Here is a 14,107-nt window from a genome sequence, read left to right as displayed (position 1 = left end):
CTGCCGTCCGACAGGAATATGGAGATATTGATGCGCCTTACGCCCATTGCCCTTTCCGTCGCGATCGCGCTGGCGACGGTGGCGAGCGCCGGCCACGGACAGCGGCCGGACGACCAGATCGACGCCCGGTCGATGGCGCTGCTTCAGCAGGGGCAGGCGCTGACCGCGTCGGGCCAATATGATGCCGCGTTCGACGCGCTCGAAACGGCACTGGTCGTCGATCCGCGCAACCGCGCCGCTTATGTCGGCCTGGCACGCGTCGCCCAGGGGCAGAAGCTCCCCGGCAAGGCGGTCAAATTCTATTCCGAAGCTCTCGCGCTGGAGCCCAATGATGTCGGCGCGCTGGCGGGTCAGGGCGAGGCCTTGGTTCAGCGCGGCGCCGTGGAGCGCGCCAAGCGCAACCTCGACCGGATCAAGACCTTGTGCGAGGCGCCCTGCCCGCAGGCGACGACCCTGGCGGCGGTGATCGCCAAGGGGCAGCCGGCGGAAGTGGTGACCGCGCAGGCGCCCGAGACCAAGATTCCCGAGACCCCCGAAGCCGAGAATTAATCGGCGCCGCCCGCGTCCAGGATGCGGGCGAGGCCCCTTCGACGCGCCGCCTGCGGCGTCGCTCAGGACAGACACCGCGCGAGCGCGGTGAATTCCGCCACGTCGAGTGTTTCCGCGCGGCGAGCCGAATCTATGCCGGCGATATCCAGCGCCTCCAGGGCTCCCGGCAGCGCCTTGAGGCTCTGGCGCAGCATCTTGCGGCGCTGCCCGAAGGCCGCCGCGGTGAGCCGCTCTAGCGTCGCGGCGCGAACGTCCTCCGGCGCGCGCTGCGGCAGGATGTGGACCACCGCCGACATGACCTTGGGCGGCGGCACGAAGGCCGAGCGGTGGACCTTCATCGCCAGCCGGGCTTCGCTTCGCCACTGGGCGAGCACCGCCAGCCGCCCATAAGCCGATGTATCCGGCTTGGCGACGATGCGCTCCGCCACCTCGCGCTGGAACATCAGGGTGAGCGAGCGCCAGAATGGCGGCCAGCGCTCGCCCCCCAGCCACCGGACGAGGAGCGCGGTTCCCACATTGTAGGGGAGATTGGCGACGATGTGGACGCCCTCGCCGACCTCCGCCGCCTCGTCGATTGCCAGAGCGTCACCCTCGATCACCCGCAGCCGCCCGCCGGAGGCCTCGTCGATTTCCGCCAGAGCGGGGAGGCAGCGCCGGTCCCGCTCGACCGCCGTCACCAGCGCTCCGGCCTCCAGCAGCGCGCGGGTCAGGCCGCCCGGCCCCGGACCCACTTCATAGACGCGCTCGCCGTCGAGTGGCCCCGGCACTCGCGCGATGCGGCTGAGCAACTGGCTGTCGAGCAGGAAATTCTGGCCGAGCGCCTTGGATGCGCTGAGGCCGTGCCGCGCGATGACGTCGCGGAGCGGAGGTAGGGGCTTCACGCCTGGGCGATGCGCCGGGTGCAGTCGGCGGCGGTCTTCAGCGCCGCGACCATCGCGCCCGGATCCGCCTGGTCCCGACCGGCGATGGCGAAAGCGGTGCCATGATCGGGAGACGTGCGGACGATGGGCAGGCCCAGCGTCATGTTCACCCCTTCGTCGAAATGGAGCGTCTTGAGCGGCACCAAAGCCTGATCGTGGTACATGCACAAAGCGGCGTCGTAGGTCCGACGCCTTCGATCGTGGAACAAGGCGTCGGCGGGGACAGGGCCGATTATGTCGAAGCCGTCCTCGCGCAGGCGTTCGATGGCCGGCACGATCACGTCGATCTCCTCGCGGCCGAGCGCTCCGTCCTCTCCCGCATGGGGATTGAGGCCGGCGACCGCGATTCGCGGCCGCGCGATCCCGAACTGGCGCTGGAGGCCGCGAACCGTCGCCCGGCCCCTGGCGACGATGCGATCGGCCGTCAGCGCGGCGGGCACGTCGCTCAACGGAATATGAACCGTCACCGGCACCGTCCTCAGCGTCGGCCCGACCAGCATCATCGCGACATGGTCGATCGAGACGCCGCAACGCTCGGCGACGAATTCGGTCTGGCCGGGATGGACGAAACCGATCGCGTAGAGCCGGGATTTCGAGACCGGGCCGGTCACCAGGCCGGAGGCCGCGCCCGAGCGGGTCAGGCCCACGGCAAGCTCCAGCGCATCCAAGGAATTGCGCGCGCCTTCCGTGTCCGGCGCGCCCGGCGTGACGCCGTGCCCGCCGCCGACCCGGATGACCGGCAAGGCCTCTCCGAAACATAAGCCGGCCTCGCCGGGTTCGGCGATCACCCGCAGCGGGCCTTTCCAGACCGCTTCGATCGCGTCGCAGTCGCCCACCGCGAAGAAAGGCGGGACGGCGAGCGCTTCCCGCCGCTCCCAGGATTTCGCGACGATTTCGGGCCCTATGCCGGCGGGATCGCCCAGCGCCACCGCGAGGGGCATCGGGGAGGTCATCTCTCCTGGCGCGCCCTAGCGATAATCGACCACCGCGTCGCGGCGAAGATCGCGCAGATAACGTTGCGCGCGCCGGTTCACCCGCTCCTCGTTGAGCTGTTCGTAAACCTGATCGAAGGACGGTTCCGACGAGGCCGCGGGATCGTCGCGGCCGCACAAGACAAGGATGCGGACGCCGTCCTCGAACGACCCGAACGGCGTCGTGGCCTGGCCGATATTGAGCTGCAGCATCATCTGCTGGAGCGCGGGTGGAAGGTCGCGGACCTTGACCTGGTCGCTCGAAACCACCTCGGCGCCGATCGTCGCGGCCGCCTGCTCGGCCCGGCCGCACCCGCCCATCGTCTGGCCGAGCTGCGCCAGCTGCTCCACCCTGGGCGCGGCCTGGTCGCGGGTCATGCCCTCGGGGAAGGTGATGGAGAGCTGCTTGAGGCTGAGCACCGCGTCGCGCGGGTCGCTGGTCAGGATCTGGCGGGCATCCTGGACGGCGAGGATCGAATAGCCGCCGGGGATGGCGATCGGCTCGCTGATCTGGCCGACCGGGAGCGCGACCGCCACCTCGGCGAGGCGCTCGGGAAGCTGTTCCGCCCGGACCCAGCCGAGATCGCCGCCGACCGCGGCCGTCGAGGCTTCGGAGAATTGGCGGGCATAAGCCAGGAACGACGCGCCGTTCCTGAGCTGCTCGACGATGCGCCCCGCATTGGCGCGAGTCTCCGCCGCCGTTTCCGGGGTCGACGACAGGAAAATCTCGGCGATGCGATATTCCTGCTGGCCCTTGGAGGCGTTGAGACGGTCGATGATCGTCTGCACCTCTTCCTCGCCGACGCTGACGAAGGGCTCGATCTGGCGCCGCTGAAGGCGGGTCCAGGCGATCTCGCCATGGATCTGCCGCTTGATCGACCTCTCGGAGGAACCCTGCGACCGGAGATAGGCGGCGAACTCCTCGGGCTGGCGGCCGAAATTGCTGGAATATTGCTTGAAATAATTGTCGATCTCGGCCGGCTCGACCTTGATGTCGGCGCCGGCGGCGGCCTGGATCTGGAGCGTCTCGTCGACGAGGTTGCGCAGCACCTGGGCGCGCAGCCGCTGCATCTCCTCGGGCGGAATCCGGCCGGCGCCGCCATTGGCGAGGACGATGAGCGCAAGCCGGTGGTCGATATCGGTGGCGGTGATGATCTCGCCGTTGATGATGGCCGTCGCCTTCACCACCGACGGATCGGTGCTGCCGAAGATTTCGGGATCGGCGGGAATGTTGAGCGGGTTGGCGGGAACGCCCTCGTCGTCGCCCACGGTCTGGGCCACTGCCGCCACGGCTGCGACCGAACCGGCGAGCATCAGCGCCGCCCTCCCAAAAGTGCCGAGCTTCATCATTCCTCCAGTAAAAGCAGGCCACTCATGTGCCGAACATATGCTGAACCGCAGCTTAGCGGCATGAACATCCTCTCCTAGCGGCCCAAATTCTTGAGCGCCACCCGGAACAGGAAGGTGTTGCCGCGCCGGAAATCGCCGGTCGTCTCGTAATCGCGCCGCCAGGTGACGCCTATCTCGATGCAATCGTCGTCATAAGCGAGCCCGAGCCGGTGCCGGACCGGCTCATAGCCGTCGGCGTCCGAAATGGGGTCCTCGTCCTCGTTGGTGAGATCGATGACCGTCGAGCCGAACAGCGACCAGTAATTGGCGAACTTGACGCGCCCACCGAGCCTGATCTCCTCGCGGTCGCGCAGATCCTCGAGGGTCGGGTCGATGTCGCGGTTGAGCCTCAGATAGCCAAGGGTCGCATAGGTCTGGCGCCCGCCGATGACCGCGTCGATCTCGTTGCGGCGGATCGCGAAATTGTCCTTGTCGAGGCGGAAGCGGTGAACGAGGTTCAGCTTGCGCCCGAGCTTGACGCTGGTGCGGCCGACCACGTCCGACAGGCGGTCGGACAGGCCGGTGCCGGGCGGGAGGATGCTCGGCTTGCGATCGAGCCGGTAGCTCTGGCCGATGGTGGTGCGGACGGCGGCGCGGGGGAGGTCGAACGCCCAGTCGACGCCGTAGGTGACGCGGGTGCCGTCCTCCCAGCGATCGTAGCCGGGAAAGCGGTTGAGGGCGAAGAGGTTCGAATCCTCCAGATCGACGGCGCGCGCATCCTCATTGGGTATTTCCAGGTTGCTGGTCGGAGGCGACGCGACGAACTGGATGCGCGGGGTCAGGCGATGCGTCCCGTTCAGGAATTCGCCGACCAACGGCCAGCGCAGCTCGGCGGCCAGCGCGCCGATGGCGCGGCTGCCCCAGCCTTCGTCGCCGCGATAGGAGGGCGTGGAGGTCAGCTCGGTGTCGTTGGCGTGATAGAGGTCACCCCGCGCGAAGGCGGTGAGAATCAGCTCCTGGCCGAGCCCGGTTATGCTCCGCCGCTCCCAGCGCGCGCTGGCGAAGGCGCGCTGCGTATCCTGCCCCTCGGTGCGGACGATGGAGAGGCTGTTCGCCTGAAGCTCGATCTGGCCGTCCCAGAGGGGATCGTCGACCCGCCAGCGGGCGTCGATCGCGGGCAGGACAATCGGCTGCTGGCCGGCTTCGTCGGTCATGCGCAGGCCCTGAAACGCCCAGCCCGCGATCGAGATGTAGCTGTCCTCGGCGATCCGCTCGGCGTTGACCACGCTGCGCAGACGGTCGTCGCGGGAGATGTCGTAGCGCCTGAGGAAGGTGCGGTCGGTGACGTAGCGGCCCGAGGCGGTGATGCTCCATTGCGGATCGAGCTGGAACTTGCCGCTGCCCTCCAGATAGGCGCGCACCGCCTTGTCGGGATCGCCGGGTTGCGCGACCAGGGGATCGAGGCCGAGACGCGAACCGTAGGTGAGATAGGCGCCGAGCTGGAACGCGCCGAGCTCGGTGAGGTGGCGATAGCGCCCCTCGATCATCGGCAGCACGTCGGTGTAAATGTGCGGCGTGATCGTCGCGTCACGATTGGGCGCGAGCTTGAAATAATATGGGACGCTCAGCTCCAGCCCGTTGCTGCGGCTGAACCTTATGTCGGGCACGAGCAGCCCGGAACCGCCCCCTTCGGTCCCGTCAGGATGCGACAGGCCGGGCAGGCCGATGATCGGCACCCCGAACAGGTTGAGGCTGGCGCCTTCGTAGCGGATGCGGTTCCTGACCGGATCGTGGACGACCTTGACGGCGGTGATCTTCCAGGTCGGATCCTTGGGGCAGCCATCCTCGTCGATCACCGCGCAGGGCGAGTAAGCGGCGCGGTAGAGCGTCGTATAGCCTGCCGCGCGCTCGCCGCGGTCGGCGGCGAGGCGGCCGCCATCCTCCAGCACGAGCAGAAGATTGTCGACCATGCCGTCGCGGAGCGTGTCGGTGAGCAGGATATTGTCGCCATAAGCCGCGTCGCCCTGCGGGTTGACGATGCGGACATTGCCCTCGGCGCGGACTTCGCCGCTCTGGCGGTTCCAGGTGACGGTGTCGGCGCGCAGATTATTGCCTTCGGTCGTCATCCGCACGTTGCCGCTGGCGGTGACGATGTCGCCGATGCTGTCATAGGCGAGCTGGTCGGCGCTGAAATCGACCTGCCGCTCCGCGCTCGCCGGCGCCGGCCCGGTCGCTTGCGCGAGCGCGGCGGCGGGCGTGCACAGCAAGAGGGGCAGGGCCGTCCGGCAGAGTAGGTTCAAGGTCTTCACGATTTCCGCAACATTGGCCCCGCCGCATTGGCACGCGCGACGAAGGAGCCTATCGCATCGCAAGCCGTTCCCTGCAATGGCGGAAGCTGGGCGCAAACTCGGAGGCGCCCTTTGCCAGCGGCGGGTCCTTTGCCTATCAGGCTCTTTTCCGCGCCCAGCCCCAGGAGGTTTTCCACCCCATGAAAGTCACGTTCGCCGCTCGGCGCCCCGAAGGACAATATGCGCTCGCCATTCCTGTCAGGGGCGAGGACATGCTCGCCGACCGGCTCACCGGCCTGGACGAGGCGGGACGAACGCTCGCGGCCCGCGCCGCGGACGCCCAGCGGTTCGAGCGCGAGGCGGCGACCATCGCCGAGACCTTCATCACCGAAGGCGATACGGCCCGGCGGCTGCTGCTGATCGGTCTTGGCGGCAAGCGCGACGACGAGGCTCTGTACGAGCGTGTCGGCGGGGCCCTGACCGGGCGATTGCTGACCTCCGGCGAGACGAAGCTGGTCATCGATGTGAGCGGGCTCGATTTCGACGGCGAGGCGGCGGCGCGGCTGGCCTACGGCGCGGCGGCGCGGGGCTGGCGCTACGACATCTACCGCACCAAGCTCGGCAAGAAGGCCAAGCCGACGCTGGAGGAAATCGTCGTCGTCGGGGGCGGGGACGGCGCCGATGCGGCCTGGGAGCATAAGGCGGCGGTCCTCGCCGGCCTGTCCTTCACCCGCGAGCTCGTCACCGAGCCCGCCAACATCATCTATCCCGAAACCTTCGTCGAGCGCGCTCGCGCCCAGCTCGAGGGCCTTGGCGTCGAGATCGAGGTGCTCGACGAGGAAGCGATGGCGGCGCTCGGCATGAATTCGCTGCTCGGCGTCTCGCTGGGTTCGGTCCGCCCGGCGCGGCTGCTCGCCATGCGCTGGAACGGCGGCGGCGACGCGAAACCGGTCGTATTCGTCGGCAAGGGCGTTACCTTCGATACCGGCGGCATCTCGATCAAGCCCGCCCTCGGCATGGAATCGATGAAATGGGACATGGGCGGCGCCGGCGCCGTCGCGGGCGCGATGAAGGCGCTCGCCACCCGCAAGGCCAAGGCCAACGTGGTCGGCATTTGCGGCCTGGTCGAGAACATGCCCGACGGCAAGGCGCAGAGGCCCGGCGATGTCGTCACCTCCATGTCCGGCCAGACGATCGAGGTCATCAACACCGACGCCGAGGGGCGGCTCGTCCTGTGTGACGCGATGACCTGGGCGCAGCGTCAGTACAAGCCCGAGATCATGATCGACCTCGCCACCCTGACCGGCGCGATGATCATCTCGCTGGGCTTCGAATATGGCGGCCTGTTCTCCAACGACGACGGCCTCGCGGGCAAGCTGGCCGACGCGGGAATGAAGAGCGGCGACAAGGTCTGGCGGATGCCCCTCGGCGACGCCTACGACAAATTGATGGATTCGCCGATCGCCGACATGAAGAATAGCGGCCCGCGCGAAGGCGGTTCGATCACGGCGGCGACCTTCCTCCAGCGTTTCGTCGAGGAGGGGGTGAAATGGGCCCATCTCGACATTGCCGGCATGGTCTGGGCGAACAAAGCGGGGCACCTCTTCGACAAGGGCGCTACGGGTTATGGCGTGGCTTTGCTGGATCGGTTCATCGCGGATAATTTCGAGGGCTGAACCTGAGTGCCCGATGACCAAGGGGAGGATTGCGAGTGCGATCGTCTCCTTGGGCGAGGATCGACTGCGTGGCTTCGCCGGACGCTTTGGTCCCGACACCCCACCCGTCATGCTGAACTCGTTTCAGCATCCAGCTCAGAGCCTCCGTGGAAGTGGATAGATGGACCCTGAAACAAGTTCAGGGTGACGGAAGGGGGGGGCGGAATGGTGGTTTCGGGTAACGAGCCGAGAGTTGTCGGCATCCCTGATTCGTCATGCTGAACTCGTTTCAGCATCCAGCTGGAAGCCACGGTGCGGGTAGGGACATGGACCCTGACAGACGGTCAGGGTGGCGAAGTGGAGAATGGCGGTTCCACCCGAGGTCGGCGATGATACGTTCGGTCGATGGAACGGCAACCGTCTGTCTATATCCTCGGCAGTCAGCCGCGTGGCACCCTCTACATCGGTGTCACGTCGGACCTTTTGCGTCGCATCTGGGAACACCGTAGCGGCGTCAGGCGCGGCTTCACGCACCGCTACAAGGTGCACCGGCTCGTCTATTTCGAACAATGCGGCGACATGGAGCGAGCGATCCTGCGCGAGAAGCAGCTCAAGCGGTGGCATCGTCAATGGAAGATCAACCTTGTCGAGGAGCGAAATCCGCATTGGGATGATCTGGCGGTAGGACTCGGGTTTGAGCCGCTTCCACCGCGCAAGTGAACTCCGTCATGCTGAACTGGGTTCAGCATCCATCTCCGAGCTTCCGCGCGGGTGGGGGCATGGACCCTGAAACAAGTTCAGGGTGACGAATGGGTGTTCACGATCGGTCGATCAGCCTAATCCCGCGCCATGCTCGTCGACTTCTACCGCCTCACTGCCTCGCCGATCGAGCGCGTCCTCCCGCGCATTTGCGAGAAGGTGCTGGCGGATAACGAAAGGCTGCTGATCGTCGCCGAGCCCAGCCTCCTCGACCAGGTCGACAGCCAGCTCTGGAGCTACGCCCGCGACTCCTTCCTGCCCCACGGCCGACACGACGGCCCCGCGCCGGGCGAGCAGCCCATCCTCCTCTCGCCCGAGCCGGACGCCCTCAACGGCGCCCAAAACATCGCCCTCGCCGACGGCCGCTGGCGCGACGAAGCCCTGACCTTCGCCCGCGCTTTCTATTTCTTCGACAGCGCCCACATCGAAGACGCCCGCCAAAGCTGGCGCGCCCTCAAGGACAAGTCCGAAGCGGAATGCCGCTATTGGAAACAGGTGGAGGGGAAGTGGGTGCAGGGGCCGTAAAAATCTAATGGCGGCTCCGGCCTAGCAGATAGGTGAAAACAATCGCAGTAACGCCCCCACAAATCATTGCAGTGGTATCATAGCGATCAGCAAACAGGGATCTGTCTAGGAGGCGATGAACCGCCAAGCCTGTAGCTGCGCCAATCAATCCAAAGCCAATGCCTGCTGAGAGGCGGTGTTCTCTAATCCACCGTCGGGATGGCCACGTGAGGGGAAGCCCCACCAAAACCATAGCTGGTAAAGCTATGAAGAAAACCATCAGCGCTGTTAAAATGACCAAGAATAGCAGCAGCGGTATAGTCGAAATATCTAATTTTCCCCAAGCTTGACCACCCCAAAAGAAAAAGCCGGCGGTGAGGCTCCCGACCAAAACGGCGAGAGCTGCTTTGCCTAAGAACAAAACAACCTCATCTGTCTTACTCATGAGCAAATCAGCCTCCAGCTACTACTGGTGCACGGTGTTCATACGAAACACAATGTGCAATGTGCCGATACGGATAGATTCGACTCAACTGACGGCCATCAGCTGAGCCTCCCTTGCGGTTTCGCGCAGCGCCGCCTAGAGAGCGCGCCCATTCAATCCCGCATCAATGGAGCTTTGCCGGCCATGGCGACCGAACGCACTTTCTCGATCATCAAACCCGATGCCACCCGCCGCAACTTGACCGGCGCGATCACCAAGATGCTGGAGGATGCGGGGCTTCGCGTCGTCGCCTCCCGCCGCATCCGCATGACGCGGGAGCAGGCCGAGGGCTTCTACGCCGTCCACAAGGAGCGGCCCTTCTTCAACGATCTCGTGAGCTTCATGATCTCCGGCCCGGTCGTCGTCCAGGTGCTGGAGGGCGAGAATGCCGTCGCGAAGAATCGCGAAGTGATGGGCGCGACCAATCCGGCCCAGGCCGACGAAGGCACGATCCGCAAGGTCCACGCCGAATCGATCGAGGCCAACAGCGTCCACGGCTCCGACAGCGTGGAGAATGCGGCAATTGAGATCGATTATTTCTTCAAGCCCGAAGAGATTGTGGGGTAATTTTCCTCTCCCCCTTTGCGGGAGAGGCTAATTATTGCTGCCGCGATTTCCAGATCGCGTCGAGGCGGGCCTGGGCGTTTGACGCCCGGGCCCTTTCGATGAGGGCGAGGCCGCTGAGTTCGACGTCCGTGTCGAGAACGCCGCGGTCCAGCCTGTAGCCGACATCGTAGAGCGACGTGTCGCTACGGGTCTCGCCGCCGCTGACGAAGCGGGTGGTGATGGCGACGGGCACCCGCAGGTCTCCTTCCGATCCCTCACGTTCCAGATCCTTCACCGCTTTCTCGATCCAGCCCGCTTCGATCCGCGGCTCGATGATCGCGTCGATGGCGGCCGCGCCCAGTTCGCTCGGAAAAGCGACGCTCAGGCTCTGGATCACCTGGCCCGAATCCGCAGGGGCAAGAACCAGGCTGCTTCCGCCCCGGCCGGCGCTGACCTTGAGCAGCAGGGTCTGCGAACGTTCGGCCGCCTTGCGCTCTTCCTCGGCCGCGGCCTCCTTGTCGGCCGCGCGTTCGGCTTCGGACGCCGTGCGCTCGCTATAGCTGTTCCAGAAAGTGAGGCCGGAGATCATCACCGCGACCACCGCCAATATCTCGCCGAGCGTGATCCAGCGCCGGCGGATGGCGGCGGCTTCGGCCTGGGCTTCGGTCTGCTTCTCGGCCATTTCGTCCTCTTGTTCCCGGCGAAAGCCGGGATCCAGTCCGGCGCCGTAGCTGGGCCCCGGCTTCCGCCGGGGAACAGCGCGTTAGATCACGTCCGCCAGCTTGCGCGGCGCCGCCATGCGCCAGCTTTTCAGCAGCCACTCGCCGACATGGTCCCAGTCGACACCGCCCTGGTCGAGGCGGAGGCCGATCCAGCCGGAGGGGCCGAGATAGGCGGGGCGGAAATAGAAATCGGGCTCGGCCTCGATCAGCATTGCCTGCTCCTCAGGCCCGCTGGTCTTGACCAGCAAGGCGGTGATGCCGTTGCCGTGATGATCGTCGCTGAAATAGCCGAACATCTTGCCGCCGGCGACCGCGAAGGCGGGGGTGCCGTGCGACAATTTCTCCTCGGCGGCGGGGAGGGCGAGGGCGATCTCGCGCAGCTTGCCCAGCAGAGCCTCGGGCGTCGCATCGCGCGTGACCAGCTCGGCCAGGACGCGTGGGTAGAGCTGGTGCTCGGCGATGAGGACCCGGGCGGCGAGCGTCTCGGCGGTGTCGTCTACTAGCACGGCGACTTCCATCTGCCCCAGAACCGGGCCGGAATCGAGCTCCACCGTGACCAGATGGACCGAGCAGCCGCCGACCGTGTCCCCCGCTTCCAGCGCGCGGGCGTGAGTGTCGAGGCCCTTGTAGAGGGGGAGGAGGGAAGGGTGGATGTTGACCATCCGGCCCTCCCATTTCCCGACGAATTCGGCCGAAAGCAGCCGCATATGACCGGCGAGCGCGATATATTGCACGCCGGCCCCGCGAAGTTGCTCGTCGAGGATGCGGTCGTAGTCGGCGCGCTTCATGCCCTTGTGGCCGAGGCCGAAGGTGGCGATGCCCTCCGCCGCGGCGACCTTCAGGCCGAGGGCGTCGGGATCGTTGGCGGCGACGAGCACGATCTCATAGGGGCAGTCCGGCTGTCTCGACGCGTAGAGCAAGGCGGTCATGTTGGACCCGCGCCCCGAAATGAGGACGCCGACCCGCGCCTTCTCAGCCATGGTGCGTCGCGGTCCAGGGCGCGCGGGCGCCCCATGTTTCGGCCGATCCGGAGACGGTGCAGCCCTTCTCGCCTCCCTCGATGCGGCCGATGGTGAAGACGGTCTCGCCCGCTTTTTCGAGATCGGAGGCGACAGCTTCGGCTTGATCCGCCGCCACCACCAGCGCCATGCCGATGCCGCAGTTGAAGGTGCGCGCCATTTCGCCGGGCTCGATATTCCCCTGGGCCTGGAGGAAGGCCATCAGCCGGGGCTGCGGCCAGGCCTCGGCGCCGACGAAGGCGTGGAGGCCTTCCGGGAGGACGCGGGGGATGTTCTCGAGAAGACCGCCGCCGGTGATGTGAGCCAAGGCGGCGATACGGCCGCTCCGGACGATGGGCAGCAGCGACTTCACGTAGATGCTTGTGGGTTCGAGCAGCGCCTCGATCAGCAGCCGTTCCGGATCGAAGATGGCGGGGCGGTCGAGCTTCCAGCCCTTGTCCGCGGCGAGGCGGCGGACCAGCGAGAAGCCGTTGGAATGGACGCCGGAGGAAGCGAGGCCGAGGATGACGTCGCCGGCCTTCACCTTGTCGCCGGTCAGCGCCTCGCCGCGCTCGACGGCGCCGACGCAGAAGCCGGCAAGGTCGTAATCGCCCGCGGCATACATGCCCGGCATCTCGGCCGTCTCGCCGCCGATGAGGGCGCAGCCGGCCATCTTGCAGCCCTCGGCGATGCCGGCGATCACGGCCTCGGCGATCCCGCTCTCCAGCTTCCCGGTCGCGAAATAATCGAGGAAGAAGAGCGGCTCGGCGCCCTGGACGATGAGGTCGTTGACGCACATCGCGACGAGGTCGATGCCGACGCCGTCATGGCGGCCGCCGTCGATGGCGAGCTTCAGCTTGGTGCCGACGCCGTCATTGGCCGCGACCAGCAGCGGATCGGAATAGCCGGCGGCCTTCAGGTCGAAGAAGCCGCCGAAGCCGCCGAGCGACGCGTCCGCGCCCGGCCGCGCGGTCGATTTAGCCAGCGGCCCGATCGCCTTCACAAGCGCGTTCCCCGCTGCGATCGAGACGCCGGCCTTAGCGTAGGTGTATGACTCGGTTTGTTCGTCGGTTTCGCTCATATCAGCGCGCCTAGCGACAACAGGCTTGGATTTCCACGATCAACTCGCCAAAAGGCGCCCTGTGAAGCTTTTCAGACGTCGAGCCCCCCTCATCCTGCTGGCCGGCGCCCTCCTGGGCGCGGGCGGCGCGCTCTACGCGCAGCTGGAAGGCGCCGACCGGGGCGTCCCCCCGATCGACAGTTCGAGCACGCTCGAGGTGACCGGCATCGAGGTCGACGCGTCGGGCAAGACTTCGGAGGAAGCCCGGCTCGAAGGCTGGCGGCAGGCGCAGCGCCTGGGCTGGGCCGCGCTCTGGGCGAATTCGACGGGACGGCCCGCTTCGCAGGCACCCGACCTTTCCGATTCGGTGCTGAACACGATCGTGTCGGGGATCATCATCGAGCAAGAGCAGATCGGCCCGAAGCGCTACATCGCCCGCCTCGGTTTGCTGTTCGACCGTTCGCGCGCCGGCCAGATGCTCGGCGGCGGGCAGGGCGTCGTGCGCCGGTCGGCGCCGATGCTGGTCATCCCGGTGATGCAGACCGGATCGACGCTCTACAGCCTGGAATTCCGCAACGAATGGCAAAAGGCGTGGGCGCGCTTCCGCACCGGCGGCAGCGCCATCGACTATGTCCGGCCGACCGGCTCCGGAGTGGACCCCCTGATCCTCAACGCCGCCCAGACGCGCCGGCCGGGCCGCGCCTGGTGGCGAATCCTGATCGACGGGTATGGCGCCGCCGACGTCGTCATACCCGAAGTCCACCTGAAGCGGCTCTATCCTGGCGGGCCGGCGATCGGCACGTTCACGGCGCGCTTCGGCCCGGACAATCTGGTCCTTGACCGGTTCACGCTCCGGGTCGAGAACAGCGCCGCCATCCCGCGCCTGATGGACGAAGGCGTGCGCCGGCTCGATCTCGCTTATACCCGCGCCCTCGCCGCCGGCCTGCTGCGGCCCGATCCGTCGCTGATCGTCGAGGAACCCGATATCGCGGCCGAGATCGCAGAGGAGATCGAAGCGGCGACCGACGCCATCACCGGGCCGGTCGCCACCGGGCCGGTCCCGGTCGGCGCGGCGAGCGCATTCAGCATCCAGGTCGATACGCCCAGCGCCGCCGCCGTCAGCCAGGCGGAGCTCTCGGTCAGCCGGATCAACGGCGTTACCTCGGCGCTCACCACCAGCCTCGCTTTGGGCGGGACTTCGGTGATGCGGGTCACCTTCGTCGGCGATTCGGCGGCGTTGCAGGCGGCGCTCCAGGCGCAGGGCTGGACCGTGCAGGGTTCGGGCAACACGCTCCGGATCACGCGCCCCGACGGGCAATAAG

The 14,107-nt window shown here is 66.8% G+C and carries 14 protein-coding genes; 6 read left to right on the top strand and 8 right to left on the bottom strand.

The annotated features are described in order from the left end of the window. Window positions 1–30: 30 nt before the first annotated feature. Entirely contained in the window at window positions 31–549 is a 519-nt protein-coding gene (locus ACFQRC_RS01380) for a tetratricopeptide repeat protein (protein WP_379956971.1), read from the top strand. A gap of 62 nt (window positions 550–611) precedes the next feature. On the opposite strand, the gene rsmA is transcribed toward ACFQRC_RS01380, so the two are convergent. The 4 genes from rsmA to ACFQRC_RS01360 form a co-directional block, all read right to left on the bottom strand. Beyond that, the gene (gene rsmA / locus ACFQRC_RS01375; RefSeq protein ID WP_379960375.1) at window positions 612–1,454 is read right to left on the bottom strand and encodes a 16S rRNA (adenine(1518)-N(6)/adenine(1519)-N(6))-dimethyltransferase RsmA; all 843 of its coding nucleotides are present in this window, start codon (window positions 1,452–1,454) and stop codon (window positions 612–614) included. Beyond that, window positions 1,427–2,422, bottom strand: coding sequence for a 4-hydroxythreonine-4-phosphate dehydrogenase PdxA (pdxA, locus tag ACFQRC_RS01370; protein WP_379956968.1), 996 nt, complete (start codon window positions 2,420–2,422; stop codon window positions 1,427–1,429). Before pdxA ends, rsmA begins: the two co-directional genes overlap by 28 nt. 15 nt (window positions 2,423–2,437) lie before the next feature. After that, window positions 2,438–3,787: a peptidylprolyl isomerase gene (locus ACFQRC_RS01365; protein WP_379956965.1), complete on the bottom strand. Its 1,350-nt coding sequence runs from the start codon at window positions 3,785–3,787 to the stop codon at window positions 2,438–2,440. 77 nt (window positions 3,788–3,864) lie between these two features. Further along, window positions 3,865–6,078, bottom strand: a complete 2,214-nt coding sequence (locus ACFQRC_RS01360; RefSeq protein ID WP_379956963.1) for an LPS-assembly protein LptD — start codon at window positions 6,076–6,078, stop codon at window positions 3,865–3,867. Between the two features lie 179 nt (window positions 6,079–6,257). On the opposite strand from ACFQRC_RS01360, the gene ACFQRC_RS01355 reads away from it, so the two are divergent. The 3 genes from ACFQRC_RS01355 to ACFQRC_RS01345 all read left to right on the top strand — a co-directional run bounded on the left by ACFQRC_RS01355 (window position 6,258) and on the right by ACFQRC_RS01345 (window position 8,996). Then, entirely contained in the window at window positions 6,258–7,733 is a 1,476-nt protein-coding gene (locus ACFQRC_RS01355; protein ID WP_379956961.1) for a leucyl aminopeptidase, read from the top strand. Window positions 7,734–8,117: 384 nt separating this feature from the next. Then, window positions 8,118–8,432, top strand: a complete 315-nt coding sequence (locus ACFQRC_RS01350; protein ID WP_379956959.1) for a GIY-YIG nuclease family protein — start codon at window positions 8,118–8,120, stop codon at window positions 8,430–8,432. A 129-nt stretch (window positions 8,433–8,561) separates the two neighbouring features. Continuing rightward, window positions 8,562–8,996, top strand: coding sequence for a DNA polymerase III subunit chi (locus ACFQRC_RS01345; RefSeq protein WP_379956957.1), 435 nt, complete (start codon window positions 8,562–8,564; stop codon window positions 8,994–8,996). Window positions 8,997–9,000: 4 nt separating this feature from the next. On the opposite strand, the gene ACFQRC_RS01340 is transcribed toward ACFQRC_RS01345, so the two are convergent. Then, window positions 9,001–9,420: a hypothetical protein gene (locus ACFQRC_RS01340; RefSeq protein WP_379956954.1), complete on the bottom strand. Its 420-nt coding sequence runs from the start codon at window positions 9,418–9,420 to the stop codon at window positions 9,001–9,003. Between the two features lie 183 nt (window positions 9,421–9,603). Between ACFQRC_RS01340 and ndk the strand changes: the two genes are divergently transcribed. After that, window positions 9,604–10,026, top strand: coding sequence for a nucleoside-diphosphate kinase (gene ndk, locus ACFQRC_RS01335; protein ID WP_379956952.1), 423 nt, complete (start codon window positions 9,604–9,606; stop codon window positions 10,024–10,026). A gap of 31 nt (window positions 10,027–10,057) precedes the next feature. Here ndk and ACFQRC_RS01330 read toward each other — a convergent pair whose 3' ends face one another. The 3 genes from ACFQRC_RS01330 to purM all read right to left on the bottom strand — a co-directional run bounded on the left by ACFQRC_RS01330 (window position 10,058) and on the right by purM (window position 12,806). Then, window positions 10,058–10,687 (bottom strand): hypothetical protein, encoded by a 630-nt coding sequence (locus ACFQRC_RS01330; protein WP_379956949.1) that lies wholly within the window; start codon window positions 10,685–10,687, stop codon window positions 10,058–10,060. 81 nt (window positions 10,688–10,768) lie between these two features. Then, window positions 10,769–11,707, bottom strand: a complete 939-nt coding sequence (purN, locus tag ACFQRC_RS01325; RefSeq protein WP_379956947.1) for a phosphoribosylglycinamide formyltransferase — start codon at window positions 11,705–11,707, stop codon at window positions 10,769–10,771. Next, a complete protein-coding gene (gene purM / locus ACFQRC_RS01320) occupies window positions 11,700–12,806 on the bottom strand; it encodes a phosphoribosylformylglycinamidine cyclo-ligase (protein WP_379956945.1) in 1,107 nt (368 codons plus the stop codon). Before purM ends, purN begins: the two co-directional genes overlap by 8 nt. 61 nt (window positions 12,807–12,867) lie before the next feature. On the opposite strand from purM, the gene ACFQRC_RS01315 reads away from it, so the two are divergent. Then, complete coding sequence (locus tag ACFQRC_RS01315) at window positions 12,868–14,106, top strand: hypothetical protein (RefSeq protein WP_379956943.1); 1,239 nt, start codon at window positions 12,868–12,870, stop codon at window positions 14,104–14,106. The last annotated feature ends 1 nt before the right edge of the window (window position 14,107 follow it).

Source organism: Enterovirga sp. GCM10030262 (assembly GCF_042666435.1).
Taxonomy (GTDB): domain Bacteria; phylum Pseudomonadota; class Alphaproteobacteria; order Sphingomonadales; family Sphingomonadaceae; genus Allosphingosinicella.
The sequence above is the reverse complement of the archived record's forward strand: the minus strand, read 5'-3'. Positions and strand labels throughout refer to the sequence as shown.